The sequence below is a fragment of the Sphingomonas sp. genome, assembly GCF_036387595.1.
Lineage (GTDB): Bacteria > Pseudomonadota > Alphaproteobacteria > Sphingomonadales > Sphingomonadaceae > Sphingomonas.
Window position 1 is genome coordinate 85372 of record NZ_DASVTL010000117.1, and the last position, 15754, is coordinate 101125.

Consider the following 15754-nt stretch of genomic DNA (forward strand, 5'->3'; position numbering starts at 1 on the left):
CTCGTGGCGGCGCTTTTTTATTCTGGCGCGGCTTTTGCGCAAAAGTCGCCCAAGCCGCTGCCGCTCGTGCCTATGCCGGCCGAGGTGCAGCCGGCGCGCGGCGCGCTGACCATCGGTGACGGCGCCACCATCCTGGCAGACGCAAGCGACACCGGCGCGGTCACCGCAGCACGGCTCCTCGTCGCTCGGGTGCGCACCGAACGCGGCCTCACGCTCCAGACGGTCGACCGCGGCAAGTCGGCGATCCGCTTCGTTCGCGATGCCGCTACGCCGAAGGCGGAGGGCTATACGCTCACCGTCACGCCGGGCGGCATCACGATCGCCGCCAAGGACGATGCCGGGCTGCTGTATGGCGCGATGACGCTGTCGCAGCTGCTCAGCCCCGATGCCGCATTCGGCAAGCCCGTGCGCGTCGCGGCGGTGACGATCCGCGATGCGCCGCGCTTCGTCTGGCGCGGCTACATGCTCGACGTCGCACGGCATTTCCATTCGTTGGAATCGATCCGTACGATCATTGACGCGATGGCCGCGATCAAGCTGAACACGCTCCATTTGCACCTGACCGACGATCAGGGGTGGCGGGTGGAGATCAAGCGCTATCCCGAACTGACGCGGATCGGCGCCTTCCGGAATGCCCCCACCGCCGGCGGCACCGCGCCGGGGCCGGTACATGGCGGCTTCTACACGCAGGATGAGCTGCGCACGCTGGTCGGCTATGCGCAGGAGCGCGGCATCACGATCGTGCCCGAGATCGACTTGCCCGGCCATGCGCAGGCGGTGGTCGCGTCCTATCCGCAATATGGCGTGATGGGGGACCGGCCGCCGGTGTCGGGGGACTGGGGGGTCAATCCCTATCTCTTCAACGTCGACGAGCCGAGCATGACCTTCGTCGAGAACGTCCTCGACGAATTGATGGCGGTATTTCCGTCCACCTTCATCCATCTCGGCGGCGATGAAGCGGTCAAGGACCAGTGGCGGCTGTCGCCCGCGATCCAGGCGCGGATGGCGGCGCTGGGGATCAAGACCGAGAACGGATTGCAGAGCTGGTTCATCGACCGGCTGGGCAATTATCTGGCCAAGCACGGCCGGCGGCTGATCGGCTGGGACGAGATCTTGGAGGGCGGGTTGCCGCCATCGGCCTCGGTCATGTCGTGGCGGGGCGAGAAGGGCGCGGTGGATGCGGCCACGCAAGGGCATGACGTGGTGCTGGCGCCTGCACCGACGCTGTATTTCGACAGCCTGCAGACGCCGCGCGCGGACGAACCGGCGGGGCGGCGCTATTTCGTCGGGCTGAAGGATGTGTACGCCTACGAGCCGATGCCCGCCGGCCTGGCGCCGGACAAGGCGAAGCACATCCTGGGTGCCGAGGCGCCGCTGTTCGCCGAATATATGGTGACGCCCCGCCAGGTCCAGCACGCAACCTTCCCGCGGCTGGCGGCGATCGCCGAGGTTACATGGTCGCCGCGCGAGAAGCGCGACTTCGCGGGCTTCCTGACCCGGCTCGATCCGCAGCGGCTGCGCTATGCGCGCAGCGGGATCGCAGCGGCGGACACCGAATATGCGGTGGGCTATGCCATCGACGGCGGCGCGGGCAAGGCGCTGCGCGACGGCAAGGCGCGGGTGACGCTGGCGACACAGATCGGCCAGGGACGCATCCGCTATACGCTGGACGGCAGTGCGCCGACCGCGCGGAGCAGGGCTTATGCAGCGCCGCTGTCGGTGAAGCCGGGCGTGACGATCCGCGCCGCGGCCTTCACCGCCGACGGTCGCGCCACCGCTGCGCCGCGCGCGTTCGACACCGGTCGCCAGGCGCTGCTGACCCGGTCCAGCACCGAACTGACCGCCTGTCCCAAGGGACGCGCCGGGCTGCGCGCACCGGTGACCCCGGAGGCGACCGAGTGGGGCCCGGTGTTCGACATCAACCTGTTCGACGGCTGCTCGCTCTATCCGGCAGCGCCGCTGGATCAGGCATCCGGGTTCACGATCGACGTCCAGCGACTGCCGCGCCATTACGGCCTGGCGCATGAGGTCACGGCATTGGTTTCGCATTACAACGTCAGCCGTTTCGGCGAACTGGTGGTGCGCAGCGGCGGATGCGACGGCACCGTCGTCGGCTTGTTCCCGCTGCCCGACCCGGCCACCGCCCCTGCGCGGATGACCTATTCGGGCAAGCTGGGGGGCAAAGGTGATGCCGATCTTTGCATGGTCTTCACCGCGCCGCTGGCCGGTCCCTTCTATGCGGTCGCCACGGTGGCGCTGACGCCGAAATGATCCTGCGCTTGTGTCTGGGCATGCTGTTGGCGTTGCTGCCCGCGCTTGCGACGGCGGCACCCAAGAGCGTGCGTGCGCTCGACAGCGGCTGGCAGGTACGCCTCGCGCCCTGCGATGCCGCGATCAAGGCGCATCCCCGCGCGGCGCGATGGATCACGGCAAGGGTGCCGGGCAGCGTGCAATCGAACTTGCTTGCCGCGCGCCTTATCCCCGATCCCTATGTCGGGCTGAACGAAGCGAAGGTGCAATGGGTCGGGCTGGCGGACTGGCAATATCGCACGACGATCACCGCCGACGCGGCGATGCTGGCGCGCGATCATGTCGATCTGGTGTTCGACGGGCTGGACACCTTTGCCGAGGTGTTCGTCAACGGCACGAAGCTGGCGACGACCGACAATGCGCATCGCCGCTGGCGCGTGCCGGCGAAGGCGGCGCTGCATTTGGGTCGCAACGAGGTGACGGTGTCGTTCGCTTCGCCAATTAGGCGGTTGCAGCCGATGGTGCTGGCCGAGAAGAATCCGCTCCCCGGCGAATATGATTCGATGTTCGGCGACGAACCCGCAGGCAAACAAACCTCGCCCTACATCCGCAAGCCCAAATATCACTACGGCTGGGATTGGGGCCCGCGGATCGTGACGCTGGGCGTGTGGCGCGCGGCGCGGATCGAGGCGTGGGATAGTGCGCGGATAGAGGCGTTCCGGGTGCAGCAGGTGGCGATCACCGACGCGCAGGCGCGACTGTCGGCCGATCTGGACGTGACGGCCGATCGCGCGATGACCGCGCAAGTGAAGGTCGATGTCACCGCGCCCGATGGCCGCGTGACGTCTGCGGTGCAGGACGTCGCGCTGGAAGCCGGGCGCAATGCCGTCTCGGTGCCGCTGAGCATCGCGGACCCGAAACGATGGCAGCCGGTGGGCTATGGCGCACAGCCGCTGTATGCGGTGCGCGCGACGTTGATCGGCGGAGCGGGGGCCCTGGACAGCGCGCAACGCCGCACCGGCCTGCGCACCGTGGAATTGCGGCGGCCACGGGACCAATGGGGCAGGGGGTTCGAGCTGGTCGTCAACGGCACGCCCGTCTTCATGAAGGGCGCGAATCTGATCCCCTTCGACAGCCTGCCCGACCGGGTGACGCCGCAGCATATCCGCACGGTGATGACCGCGGCGCGCGACGCGAACATGAACATGCTGCGCGTCTGGGGCGGCGGTTATTATCTCGATGACGCCTTCTACGACCAAGCCGACGAGATGGGGCTGATGGTGTGGCAGGACTTCATGTTCGGCGGCGCGGTGACACCCCCTGATGCTGCGTTCCGCGACAACGTCCGGATCGAGGCGGAGGAGCAGGTCGCGCGGTTGCAGGCGCATCCCGCGATCGTGATCTGGGCGGGCAACAACGAGGTGCTGAGCGGCTGGGAGACCTGGGGCGACCGCATCGCGTTCAAGCGCGCGGTGGGCGCGGCGGAGCAGGAGCGGATCGGCACCGCGATGGCGATCCTGTTCGATGGCGTGTTGCGCGCCGCGGTGGCCGCGGGCGATGGCGACGTACCTTATTGGCCCGGATCGCCCAGCGCCAATTACGAAGGCCCGCCCGACGTCACCACCGACGGCGACCGGCATTATTGGAGCGTGTGGGGCGGCAAGCTGCCGGTCGAGGCGTATCTGGACGAAACGCCGCGCTTCATGTCCGAATATGGTTTGCAGGCGATGCCGGACATGAAGACGATCCGCAGTTTCGCAAAACCGTCGGACCTGTCGATCACCTCCCCCGTGATGAAGGCGCATCAGAAATTTCTGAAGGGCGAGGGGAACGACCGCATCCTCCTCTACATCCGCAATACCTATGCCGAGCCGCGGGACTTCGCCGACTTCGTCTATCTGAGCCAGGTGGCGCAGGCGGAGGGAATAGAACTGGCCGCCCTCCATCACCGCGCCAGTCGGCCGCGAACGATGGGTTCGCTGTATTGGCAGATGAACGACGTATGGCCGGGCGCATCCTGGTCGAGCGTCGATTATCATGGCCGGTGGAAGGCGCTGAACTTCCACGCGCGCCGCTTTTACGCGCCGCTGGCGATTGCGGCGCTGCGCAGGGGCGGCGTGACGACGATCAGCCTGATCTCCGATCTGACGACGCCCACGCCGCTGCGCTGGCGGGTGCGGGTCATCGACCTGGAAGGCCGCGAGATTTCGACGCGGGGAGGAATGGCCGATGTCGCGCCATTGTCCGCGACGGCGGTGGCGACGCTGCCCGACGCCACGCTGTTCGCCGATCCCGCGCGCACCATCGCGGTGGCCGAGTTGCTTGAGGGAGAGCGGGTCGTTTCGCGCAGCCTGGTCGCGTCGGTGCGGGCCAAGGCCATGACGTTACCCGATCCGGGAATCACCGCCAGATGGTCCGGCGACCGGCTGACGATAGGCGCGACGCGGCTGGCGCGGGCGGTGTGGATCGACTTCGGCGCGCACGATGCCACCCTGTCCGACAACGGCTTCGACCTGCTTCCCGGTGAGCGCATCACGATCACCGTCGCCAGCAAGGCGAAGGCTGCGGCACTGCGCCGATCTTTGGCAATCCGCACGCTGGCGGGCACCGACTTCAGGACGGTTCCATGAGGACAGGGCTGATGTTGCGGCTGCTCGCGACGTTCCTGCTGGTTGTCGCCGGACTGTGCGTGGCTCCGGCAAGGGCGGCAACGCGTTCGCTCGACCAAGGCTGGCAGGTGCGCCTCGCCCCCGGCGATCCGGCTGCCAAGGCTCACCCGCGCGCCGCGCGTTGGCTCCCCGCGCATGTGCCGGGTGCGGTGCAGACTGATCTGATGGCGGCGGGCCTATTGCGCGATCCGTGGAAAGGCGAGAACGAGCGCGCGGCGCAATGGGTGGGGCTGGCCGACTGGCAATATCGCACCACCTTGATGATTGACGCCGCGACGCTGGCCTCGCGGCAGGTCGATCTGGTGTTCGAGGGGCTCGACACCTACGCCAGCGTTCGCGTCAACGGCACGACGGTGGTCACCGCCGACAACATGTACCGCAGCTGGCGTGCGGCAGTACGCCCGCTGCTCCGCGTTGGCGCGAACCGGATCGAGGTCGATTTCGCATCGCCGATCCGCAAATGGCTGCCGACCGTTCTGGCGCAGAAGAACCCATTGCCCGGCTCCTACGATTCCGCCTTTGGTGACGAGCCCAAAGGGCGGCAGACCGCGGCCTATGTCCGCAAGGCAGGGTATCATTACGGCTGGGACTGGGCGCCGCGCATCGTCACGCAAGGGATCTGGCGCGCGGTGCGGCTGGAGGCCTATGACGGTGCACGGCTCGACACCGTCCATGTCCAGCAGGTGCATCTCGACGACGATGCGGCCGTCCTCGAAGCCCGCGTAAATATCCAGTCGGACCGAGCGCGCACCGTCGACGTGCAGGTACGGATCGGCGGGCCGGACGGTACGCAGCAGACGCTCGACCGGCGGGTGACGCTGTTCGCCGGGCTGAACCCGGTGACGTTGCCGATCCGCATCGAAAAGCCGCGCCGCTGGTGGCCGGCCGGCTATGGCAACCCCGATCTCTATGCCGTCGTGACCCGCGTCAGCGAGGGCACGAACGAGATCGGCCGCGACACGCACCGGATCGGGCTGCGCACCGTCGAACTCCGCCGCGAAAAGGATCGCTGGGGCCGCAGCATGGCGATCGTCGTCAACGGCGTGCCGATCTTCGCCAAGGGCGCCAATCTGCTTCCGTCCGACAGCTTCGGTGCGCGCGTCGACCCGGAACGGGTGAACGGAGTGCTGGAAGCTGCCGTGGCGGCGAACATGAACCTGCTCCGGGTCTGGGGCGGCGCTTATTATCTGGACGAGGCGGCGTGCGCGACCGCCGACCGGCTCGGCCTGATGATCTGGCAGGATTTCAGTTTCGGTGGCGCAGTGCCGCCCGACGACGAGGCTTTTCGCGAGAATACGCGGTTGGAAGCGGTCGAGCAGGTTCGCCGGATGCGGCGCCATGCTTCGGTCGTGATGTGGGTAGGCAACAACGAAGTACAGACTGCGTGGGAGCATTGGGACGACCGCAAGGCGTTCAAGGCGGCGATGACCCCCGATCAGCAGGAGGTGTTCGGTGCCGGCATCCGTCGGTTGTTCGACAATATCCTGCGCGCGGTCGTCCGCCAGGAATCGCCGGGCACACCGTATTTCGGTGGATCGCCGACGACCGACTATGATGGTCCGGCCGAGCTGACGACGGACGGCGATGTCCATTTCTGGAGCGTGTGGAGCGGGGCGCCGCTGGAGGATTATCTGACGACGAACACGCGCTTCATGTCCGAATTCGGGCTGCAATCCATGCCCGACATGCGCACGATCGCGGAGTTTCTGGCACCGGCCAGGACCACGTCCGTGCCCGTCGTGCTGAAGGACAACGGCTACGATCGCGGCAAGGGCAACGGCCGCATCCTGGGCTATCTGCGCGCCAACTACGGCGAGCCGCGCGACTTCGCCGATTATGTCTATCGCACCCAATTGTTCCAGGCGGAGGGGATCGAGATGGCGGTCACCCATCTGCGTGCCTCGCGGCCCCAGGCGATGGGATCGCTCTACTGGACCTTGAATGATTCCTGGCCCGGACAGATCAATTCGCTGTGGACCGGCGCTGCGTGGGGCAGCATCGACTATCGCAATCGGTGGAAGGCGCTGCACTATCGCGCGCGGCGCTTCTACGCACCGGTGACGATCGGAGCGCAGCGGAGCAAAGGCGTCACCAGCGTCACGCTCATCTCCGACAAGCGCGACGCACTCCCCGCGCGCTGGCGGCTGCGGGTGATCGACCGAGACGGTCGGATGCTCTCGGATCGCGGCGGCCCGGTGACGGCCGCGCCGCTTGCCGCGATTGCGCTGGCGAGTCTCAGCGATGCCGAACTGCTCGGAACAGCGGACCCGAAGCGGACGTTCGCGGTCGCCGAACTCGTTACCGGCGACGCGGTAGTGGCGCGCAATTTCGTCTATTTCGCGCATGCCAAGGATCTGGCGCTCACCGATCCTCACATCCGCACCACGCTGGCGCCGGTGTCAGGGGGCTACGCGCTGACGCTGACGGCCGAGTCTCTGGCGCGGGGCGTGTGGATCGACTTCGGCAAGCTCGACGTGACGCTCTCGGACAACACCTTCGACATCGCACCGGGAGATCGGCTGACGGTCGTCGTGAAATCCTCGGCCTCGCTTGGCGCGTTGCAGCGGGCGTTGACGATCCGGACCCTGCGCGGGGTGGAGCCGTGATGCGCAAGCGCCTGCCGATGCTGGTGGCCGCCATGCTGCTGACGGCTGCCGAAGACCGACCGACGGCCATCGACCGCGCGATCGCGACGCTGAGCGTCGAGGAAAAAGCGGCGCAATTGCAGAACGACGCGCCCGCGGTGCCGCGGATCGACCTGCCGGCGTATGACTATTGGAACGAGGGGCTCCACGGGCTGGCGCGCAATGGTGTCGCGACGGTATTCCCGCAGGCGACCGCGCTCGCGGCGACGTTCGACGCGCCGCTTATCGCGCGCGTGGGCGATGTGATCTCGACCGAGGCGCGCGCCAGGGCCAACGCCCGGCCGCGCGGCGCGGCCAGCCCGCGCTACGGCGGGCTGACCATCTGGTCGCCCAACATCAACATCTACCGCGATCCGCGCTGGGGGCGGGGGCAGGAGACCTATGGCGAGGATCCGTACCTGACGGGCCAACTCGCCACGGCCTTCGTTCGCGGGCTGCAAGGGCCGGACCCGCGCTATCCCAAGGTGATCGCGACGCCCAAACATCTCGCGGCCCACAGCGGACCCGAGGCCGGGCGCGACGGCTTCGATGTCGATGTGTCGCCCTACGACATGGAGGCGACCTATACGCCCGCGTTCCGCGCCGCGATCGTCGAGGGCAAGGCGCGGTCGGTGATGTGCGCCTATAATTCGATCGCTGGCGTGCCGGTATGCGCGTCCTCGGCGCTGCTCAACGACCGATTGCGCAAGGATTGGGGGTTCACCGGGCTGACCGTATCGGACTGTGACGCCGTGTCGAACATCGCGGCCTATCACCATTATCGCCGTGACCGGGCGGGGGCATCGGCGGCGGCGCTGGCGGCGGGCCTCGATCTAAATTGCGGCCATGCCTATGCCGGGTTGCCGGAGGCGGTGGCGCGGGACGAAACCGATCCGGCGCAGATCGACACCGCGCTCGCCCGCGTGTTCCAGGCACGCCATGCGCTCGGCACCGCCTTCGGCGGCACGAGTCCGTGGACGAAGATCAAGCCAAGCCAGGTCGATACGCCGACGCATCGCGCGCTGGCGCTGGAGGCTGCGCGCAAGGCGATGGTGCTTCTCAAGAACGACGGCGATCGCCTGCCGCTGAAAGCCGGTGCGCGGATCGCGGTGGTGGGGCCGAACGCCGACGCGCTGGAATCGCTGGAGGCCAATTACCACGGCACCGCCGCGCAGCCGATCACCCCGCTGATGGGGCTGCGCGCGCAATTCGGCACCTTGCGCGTCCGCTATGCGCAAGGGTCCGCGGTGGCCGAAGGCGTTGCGGTCACCGTGCCGGAAACCGCGCTGAGCGTGCAGGGCAGCTATTTCGACACGCTCGACCTGTCGGGACGCCCGCGCGTGATGCGTGCCGATCGGTTGATCGCGTTCGACTGGGATCGTGCGGCGCCGGCCAAGGGCATGGATGCGACGCGCTATGCGGTGCGCTGGACAGGCACGATCACGCCGCCGGGGCCGGGCGCCTATACGTTGCGCGCGGACATCCCACGCTGCTTCGACTGCCGCGGCCACGATCCGGTGCGGGTGTGGATCGACGGCAAGCCGGTGATCGACGACGACGGCAGCGGCAAGGCGGTGGAGGCGACGCTCGATTTCGCCGATGCCGCACCGCATGCGATCCGCGTCGAACTGGTTCATGCCGGCGAGGATGGCGGTATCCGGCTGCAGTGGCGCGCACCCGCCGCGGTGCAACTGGCCGAAGCGGCAGGTGCGATGGCGGATGCCGATGCGATCGTCGCGGTCGTCGGCCTGTCCCCCGATGTCGAAGGCGAAGCACTCGGCATCACCGTGCCGGGGTTCGAGGGCGGCGACCGCACCGACATCGGCCTGCCCCGCCCTCAGCAGGCGTTGCTGGAGGCCGCGGCTGCGACGGGCAAGCCGCTGATCGTGGTCCTGATGTCAGGCGGCGCGGTGGCGATCGAATGGGCGAAGGCGCATGCCCATGCGATCCTCGCCGCCTGGTATCCGGGGCAGGCGGGAGGCCAGGCCATTGCCGAGACGCTGGCCGGCGCAAACAATCCGGGCGGGCGATTGCCGGTCACCTTCTACCGTTCGACCCGCGATCTGCCCGCCTTCGTCGATTATTCGATGCGTGAGCGAACCTATCGCTATTTCACCGGCACGCCGCTCTACCCGTTCGGGCACGGCCTCAGCTACACGCGATTCGCCTATGCACAGCCGTCGGTGGCGGCGACCTTGGCGGCTGGCGAGACGCTGAGCATCGCTGCCGACGTGACCAACACCGGCGCGCAGGCAGGCGACGAGGTGGTGCAGCTATATCTCGTGCCGCCCGCCGCCGCGCCCGGGCCGCTGGGCACCGATCCGGTGCTGCAACGCGCGCTGGCGGGGTTTCAGCGACTGTCGCTCAAGCCCGGCGAGACGAAGCGCGTGCGCTTCGCACTGGATGCACGCGGGATGAGCAGCGTCGATCGCGACGGCGTGCGCGCGGTGGTGCCGGGGATGTATCGCCTGTTTCTGGGTGGCGGACAGCCAGGCGATGCGCCGGGAGTAGAGGCGGGCTTCACCGTCACTGGGCGTGAGGAACTGCCGAAATGACCACGCGTCGCGATGTCGTCATGGGCGCAGGGGCACTGACGGCGACGCTGGCGCTGCCCGCCGCCGCCGCACCCCGCTTTGCCAGCCGCCGCCCGCCGCCCGGCGACCGCCGCTTCGTCAGCCGCGCGGTGGAGGAGCGGATCGCCGCCGTCAGCGCACGGATCGCCGATCCCGAACTCGCGTGGTTGTTCGCCAATTGCTATCCCAACACGCTCGACACCACGGTGTTCGAGGGGATCGTCGACGGCAAGCCGGACGGCTTCGTCATCACCGGCGACATCGACGCCATGTGGCTGCGCGACAGTTCGGCGCAGATGAACCCGTATCTGCCGCTGGCGGCGGCCGATGCGCGCTTGCGGACGCTGTTCCGCGGCGTGATCGCGCGACAGGCACGCTCGATCCTGATCGACCCTTATGCCAACGCCTTCATGCGCGATCCGGCGGCCGGCACGAACCTGTCCTGGGCCAAGGAGGACCGCACCACGATGAAGCCCGGCGTCGCCGAGCGCAAATGGGAGGTGGACTCGCTCTGCTACCCGATGCGGCTGGCGCACGGTTACTGGCGGGCGACCCGCGATGCCGCGCCGTTCGACGCATTGTGGGCGGAGGCTGCGCGCGCCTCCATGCGCACGTTCCGCGAGCAGCAGCGCAAAGAGGGGCGCGGTCCGTACAGCTTCGAGCGCAAGTCGCAGATTCCGTCGGAGACGATGGCGCTCGGCGGCTGGGGTCCGCCGTCGCGCCCCGTCGGCATGATCCATTCGGGCTTTCGGCCTTCCGACGACGCTTGCCAGTTCCCGTTCCTGATCCCCGCAAATCTGTTTGCGGTTCGCGCGCTGCGGCAATTGGCCGACGTGGCCAAGGAGGCGCGGGGCGATACCCGGCTCGCAGCGGACGCAGCGGCGCTGGCAGCGGAGGTGGAGACCGCGCTGCGGTTGCACGGCACGATGCGCGACACCCACGGGCAGGCGATCTGGGCCTATGAGGTCGATGGCTATGGCAACGCACATTTCATGGACGATGCCAACATCCCCAGCCTGTCGGGGCTGGCGTATCTGGGCTGCGTGCGCGCCGACGATCCGCTTTGGCAACGAACCGCAGCGCGGGCGTGGAGCACGCGCAATCCCTATTTCTTCTCGGGCAAGGCTGCGGAGGGGATAGGCAGCCCCCATACGCTGCTGCGGCAGATATGGCCGATGGCGATCACGATGCACGCCCTCAACGCGCGCGACGACGCGACCGTCCGTCAATGCCTGCGATGGCTGAAGACGACGCATGGCGGCACCGGCTTTTGCCATGAATCGTTCGACATCGACGATCCCACGAACTTCACGCGCAAATGGTTCGCCTGGGCGAACGGCCTGTTCGGCGAACTGATCCTCGACGTTGCTGCGCGCAAGCCGCACATTCTGGCAGCACCGCTATGATCGACCGTCGCCAGCTTCTCGCGGGGTCCGCCGCCGGCGTGCTCATCCAGGTGGCGCCGGTGTCGGCCAAGGTGTCGCGCGCGAAGGTCGACCCGTTCATCGGCACCGGGGGGCATGGCCATACCTATCCCGGCGCGACGCTGCCGTTCGGCATGGTGCAGCTCAGCCCCGATACCGATGTCGAGCGCTGGGACGCATGCTCTGGCTATCACCGCGACGATACGTCGATCATGGGCTTCTCGCACACCCATCTGTCGGGCACCGGTATCGGCGACATGCTCGACATTCTGGTGGTGCCGACTGCCCAGAAGGCCGGGGGCGGGCCGGTGATGTTGACGCCGGGCACGCTCGCCGACCCCGACGCCGGATATCGCCAGCGCTTCACCGCCGAGCATGCCGAGCCGGGCTATTATCGCGTGACGCTGGAAAGCGGAGTGCGCGCCGAGCTGACCGTCACCGCGCGCACCGGGCTGCACCGCTATACTTTTCCGCGCGGCGCAGGGCATATCCTGGTCGACCTGTCGCATCTGGTACTCGACAAATGGGACACCGGCACGCTGATCGACGACGCGTCGCTGGCGATCGACGGCGACGGCGTGTTGACCGGAAGCCGGCGGGTGTTCCGCTGGGCGAAGGGGCGGCGCATCCATTTCGCGATGAAGCTGTCGCGCCGCCCCGACCGGGTGGTGTTCTACGGTGATGGCGACGCCCCCGCCGGGGACCGAGGGGTCGCGGGCAAGCGGCTGAAGGTCGTGCTCCATTACGACGATGCCGGCGCCGCGCCGATCCTCGTCAAGACCGGCATTTCCGCCGTCGATGTCGCAGGCGCGCGCGCGAACCTGGATGCCGAGGCGCCAGGCTGGGCCTTCGACCGGCACCGTAGCGCCGCTACAAAGGCCTGGGCTGGTGAACTCGAAGCCGTCAAGGTCGAAGGCGGTACGCCGGCGCAGCGCACGATCATGGCGACCGCGCTGTATCACAGCCTGCTGGCGCCGACGCTCTTCACCGATGTCGACGGCCGCTATGTCGGACTGGACGGCAAGCCGCACCGGGTGCCGGCGAAGGGGGTGGCGTACAGCACCTATTCGCTGTGGGACACGTACCGGACGCTGCATCCGCTGCTGACGCTGATCCGGCCGGAGCGAGTGGGGGAGATGGCGGCGGACCTGATCCGGCAGGCGGCGCAGAGCCCGTATGGCGCGCCGGTCTGGCCGCTCCAGGGCGTCGAGACCGGGTGCATGATGGGGTGGCATTCGGTGGTGGTGCTCGCCGAGGCGCACGCCAAGGGGATCGCCGCCGACTATGCGGGGGCGTGGGCGACGATCCGCAAACGCGCGTTCGATCCTGGGGGGCCTGACCTCGACAACAGCAAGGGGCGCGGTGACTATATGCGCCGCGGCTACGTGCCTGCCGACACGATGTTCGAATCGGTCAGCCGGACGCTCGAATACGCCTATGACGATTGGGCGATGGCGGCGCTGGCGGCGGCGGCTGGGGCGAGCGCGGATGCGGCAGCGTTGCGGACGCGGAGCGGCAATTTCCGCAACCATTTCGATGCGGCGACCGGCTTCATGCGGCCGCGGCTCGCGAACGGGGCGTGGGCCGAACCCTTCGATCCGGTGGCGCTCGGGCATTCGAAGAAGTGGCGGGACTATACCGAGAGCAACGGCTGGACCGCGACCTTCCTCAACCAGCACGACATCTATGGGCTGATCGCGCTGTTCGGGGGCGATGCGGGGTTCGTCACGAAGCTCGACGCGCTGTTTTCGGCGCCCTCGACTCTGCCCGCCGACGCCCCGCCCGACATCGCCGGGCTGATCGGCCAATATGCGCACGGCAACGAGCCGAGCCACCATATCGCCTATCTCTATGCCTATGCGGGCCAGCCCTGGAAGACGCAGGCGATCGTCCGGCGGCTGCTGAACGAGATGTACCACGCCGCGCCCGACGGGGTGATCGGCAATGACGATTGCGGGCAGATGAGCGCGTGGTTCGTGATGAGCGCGCTGGGGCTGTATCCGGTCGATCCGGTCAGCGCGGTGTACGTGTTCGGGTCGCCGCTGTTCGATCTCGCCGAGCTGCGGGTCGGGGGCGGACGGAAGCTGGTGGTGGAGGCGCGGGGCAACGCGCCGGACCGGCCCTATGTGCGGGGGGTGACGTGGAACGGCCGGCCCTGGACGAAGAGCTGGATCCCGCATGCGGCGATCGCGCGCGGCGGCCGGCTGGTGTTCGAGATGGCGGCCGAGCCGAACCGCGGCTTCGGCGCCGACCCCGCCGATCGCCCGCCGTCGTTCGGCCGCACGCTGGAGAAATTATGACCGCAGACGTCACCCGCCGCTCGCTGATCGCCATGAGCCTGGCCGGAGCAGCCACGCCTGCGATCGGCCGCGCCCCGGTTCGCGCGCCTAAACCCTGGGGCGCCACGCCGTCGCCACGCCAGCTCGCCTGGCACCGGCGCGAGCAATATGGCTTCGTCCACTTCACGCTGAACACTTGGACCGACAAGGAGTGGGGTTATGGCGACGAAGATCCCAAGCTGTTCGATCCGACCGACTTCGACCCGGACCAGATCGTCGCCGCGGCCAAGAGCGCAGGCCTGCGCGGTCTGATCCTGACCGCCAAGCATCACGACGGCTTTTGCCTGTGGCCCACGCCGCTCACCGAACATTGCGTCCGCAACAGCCCGTATAAGAACGGCAAGGGCGACATCGTCGGCGAACTCGGTGCCGCATGCCGCCGCGGCGGCATCGCTTACGGCCTGTATCTCTCGCCGTGGGACCGCAACCGCGCGGATTACGGACGGCCATCATATATCGACTATTATCGGGCGCAGCTGACCGACCTGTGCACCAATTACGGCGAACTCTACGAAGTGTGGTTCGACGGTGCGAACGGCGGCGACGGCTATTACGGCGGCGCGCGCGAGACGCGCAAGATCGACGCGGTCAGCTATTACAATTGGCCGTCGATCGTGGCGCTGGTCCACAAGCTCCAGCCGATGGCGTGCACCTTCGATCCGCTGGGCGCCGATATCCGCTGGGTGGGGAACGAGGACGGCCATGCCGGCGACCCGTGCTGGCCGACGATGCCGAACGCTGAATATACGCAGGAAAACGGCAATGCCGGCGTCCGCGGCGCGGCGCTGTGGTGGCCGGCGGAGACCAACACCTCGATCCGGCCCGGCTGGTTCTACCACCCCGACGAGGACGCGCAGGTGAAAAGCCCGGCACGGCTGATGAAGCTGTATGATGAATCGGTCGGGCGCGGCACGAACATGCTGCTCAACCTGCCGCCCGATCGCCGCGGCCGGATCGCCGATCCCGACCTCGCTTCGCTGGCGGCATTCGGCACCGCGCTCAAGGCGAGCTTTGCGACTGACCTGGCACAAGGCGCGGTCGCGCACGCCAGCGCCGAGCGCGGCCCCGGTTTCGCCGCCGCCAACGTGCTCGATCGCAACCGCGACAGCTATTGGAGCACGCCCGATACGGTCACCACGCCCGAACTTATTCTCGATCTGCCGCCGGGCCGCAGCTTCGACCTGATCCGTCTGCGCGAACATCTGGCGCTGGGCGTGCGGGTCACGCGCTTCGCGCTCGACATTGCGGTCGGGAACGGCTGGCGGGAGATCGCGCGCCACGAGTGTATCGGCGCACAGCGCATCGTCCGCTTGTCCGAACCGGTGACGACACGGCGGTTGCGCCTCAGGATCGTCGAGGCCCCGGCCTGCCCCGCGATTACCGAGGTTGCGCTATTCCGCTCGGTCGCGCCGGTCGCGGTGGCACCTTCGCTCTCGCCGGGATCGGCGATCGTCGCAAAGGCCGGCTGGCGCGTCGTGGCGGCGAGCGGTCCTGGTGCCGAGGCATTGTTCGACGACGATGCCGCGACCGTCTGGACCGCACCTGCCCCTGCGCCCGGCAAGCCTGTCCGGGTCACGATCGATCTCGGCCGCGTGCACGACCTGGCGGGTTTCAGCCTTACCCCCACCCGCCACGCTACCGAAGGCGCAGGGCCGCCGTCGCGCTATGTGGCGGAAACCAGTGACGACGGTCGCGACTGGACCGCTGGCGCTGAGGGCGAATTCTCGAACATCGCTTATGCGCGCGCCACCCAGCGGATCGCGTTCGCCAGCCACCGTGCCGCGCGCTACCTGCGCCTGACGCTCCCTGCGCTCGCCACCGCCGACCCGCGGATTGCGGTGGCAGAGGTCGGCGCCTTCGGGCCGGGCAAGTAGG

At 68.1% G+C, this 15754-nt stretch carries 7 protein-coding genes; all 7 read left to right on the forward strand.

Going from position 1 to position 15754, the window contains the following annotated elements; translation table 11 throughout:
* Positions 1 to 72 precede the first annotated feature (72 nt).
* From VF643_RS14095 to VF643_RS14125, 7 genes are read left to right on the forward strand one after another with little or no spacing between them, the layout of a single operon-like run.
* On the forward strand, positions 73 to 2271 hold the full coding sequence (locus VF643_RS14095; RefSeq protein WP_331044156.1) for a beta-N-acetylhexosaminidase: 2199 nt from the start codon (positions 73 to 75) through the stop codon (positions 2269 to 2271).
* Complete coding sequence (locus tag VF643_RS14100) at positions 2268 to 4880, forward strand: beta-mannosidase (protein WP_331044020.1); 2613 nt, start codon at positions 2268 to 2270, stop codon at positions 4878 to 4880. The genes VF643_RS14095 and VF643_RS14100 overlap by 4 nt, the downstream gene beginning before the upstream one ends.
* Positions 4877 to 7525: a beta-mannosidase gene (locus tag VF643_RS14105; protein ID WP_331044021.1), complete on the forward strand. Its 2649-nt coding sequence runs from the start codon at positions 4877 to 4879 to the stop codon at positions 7523 to 7525. The genes VF643_RS14100 and VF643_RS14105 overlap by 4 nt, the downstream gene beginning before the upstream one ends.
* Positions 7525 to 10098, forward strand: coding sequence for a glycoside hydrolase family 3 C-terminal domain-containing protein (locus VF643_RS14110; RefSeq protein WP_331044022.1), 2574 nt, complete (start codon positions 7525 to 7527; stop codon positions 10096 to 10098). Before VF643_RS14105 ends, VF643_RS14110 begins: the two co-directional genes overlap by 1 nt.
* Positions 10095 to 11522, forward strand: a complete 1428-nt coding sequence (locus tag VF643_RS14115; RefSeq protein WP_331044023.1) for a glycoside hydrolase family 125 protein — start codon at positions 10095 to 10097, stop codon at positions 11520 to 11522. Before VF643_RS14110 ends, VF643_RS14115 begins: the two co-directional genes overlap by 4 nt.
* Positions 11519 to 13840 (forward strand): GH92 family glycosyl hydrolase, encoded by a 2322-nt coding sequence (locus tag VF643_RS14120; protein WP_331044024.1) that lies wholly within the window; start codon positions 11519 to 11521, stop codon positions 13838 to 13840. Before VF643_RS14115 ends, VF643_RS14120 begins: the two co-directional genes overlap by 4 nt.
* On the forward strand, positions 13837 to 15753 hold the full coding sequence (locus tag VF643_RS14125) for an alpha-L-fucosidase (RefSeq protein ID WP_331044025.1): 1917 nt from the start codon (positions 13837 to 13839) through the stop codon (positions 15751 to 15753). Before VF643_RS14120 ends, VF643_RS14125 begins: the two co-directional genes overlap by 4 nt.
* Position 15754 lies beyond the last annotated feature (1 nt).

Bases quoted from the DNA above. Each gene is read 5' to 3' on its own strand.
- VF643_RS14095 (WP_331044156.1), top strand. From the start codon at position 73: ATGCCGGCCGAGGTGCAGCCGGCGCGCGGCGCGCTGACCATCGGTGAC.
- VF643_RS14100 (WP_331044020.1), top strand. From the start codon at position 2,268: ATGATCCTGCGCTTGTGTCTGGGCATGCTGTTGGCGTTGCTGCCCGCG.
- VF643_RS14105 (WP_331044021.1), top strand. From the start codon at position 4,877: ATGAGGACAGGGCTGATGTTGCGGCTGCTCGCGACGTTCCTGCTGGTT.
- VF643_RS14110 (WP_331044022.1), top strand. From the start codon at position 7,525: ATGCGCAAGCGCCTGCCGATGCTGGTGGCCGCCATGCTGCTGACGGCT.
- VF643_RS14115 (WP_331044023.1), top strand. From the start codon at position 10,095: ATGACCACGCGTCGCGATGTCGTCATGGGCGCAGGGGCACTGACGGCG.
- VF643_RS14120 (WP_331044024.1), top strand. From the start codon at position 11,519: ATGATCGACCGTCGCCAGCTTCTCGCGGGGTCCGCCGCCGGCGTGCTC.
- VF643_RS14125 (WP_331044025.1), top strand. From the start codon at position 13,837: ATGACCGCAGACGTCACCCGCCGCTCGCTGATCGCCATGAGCCTGGCC.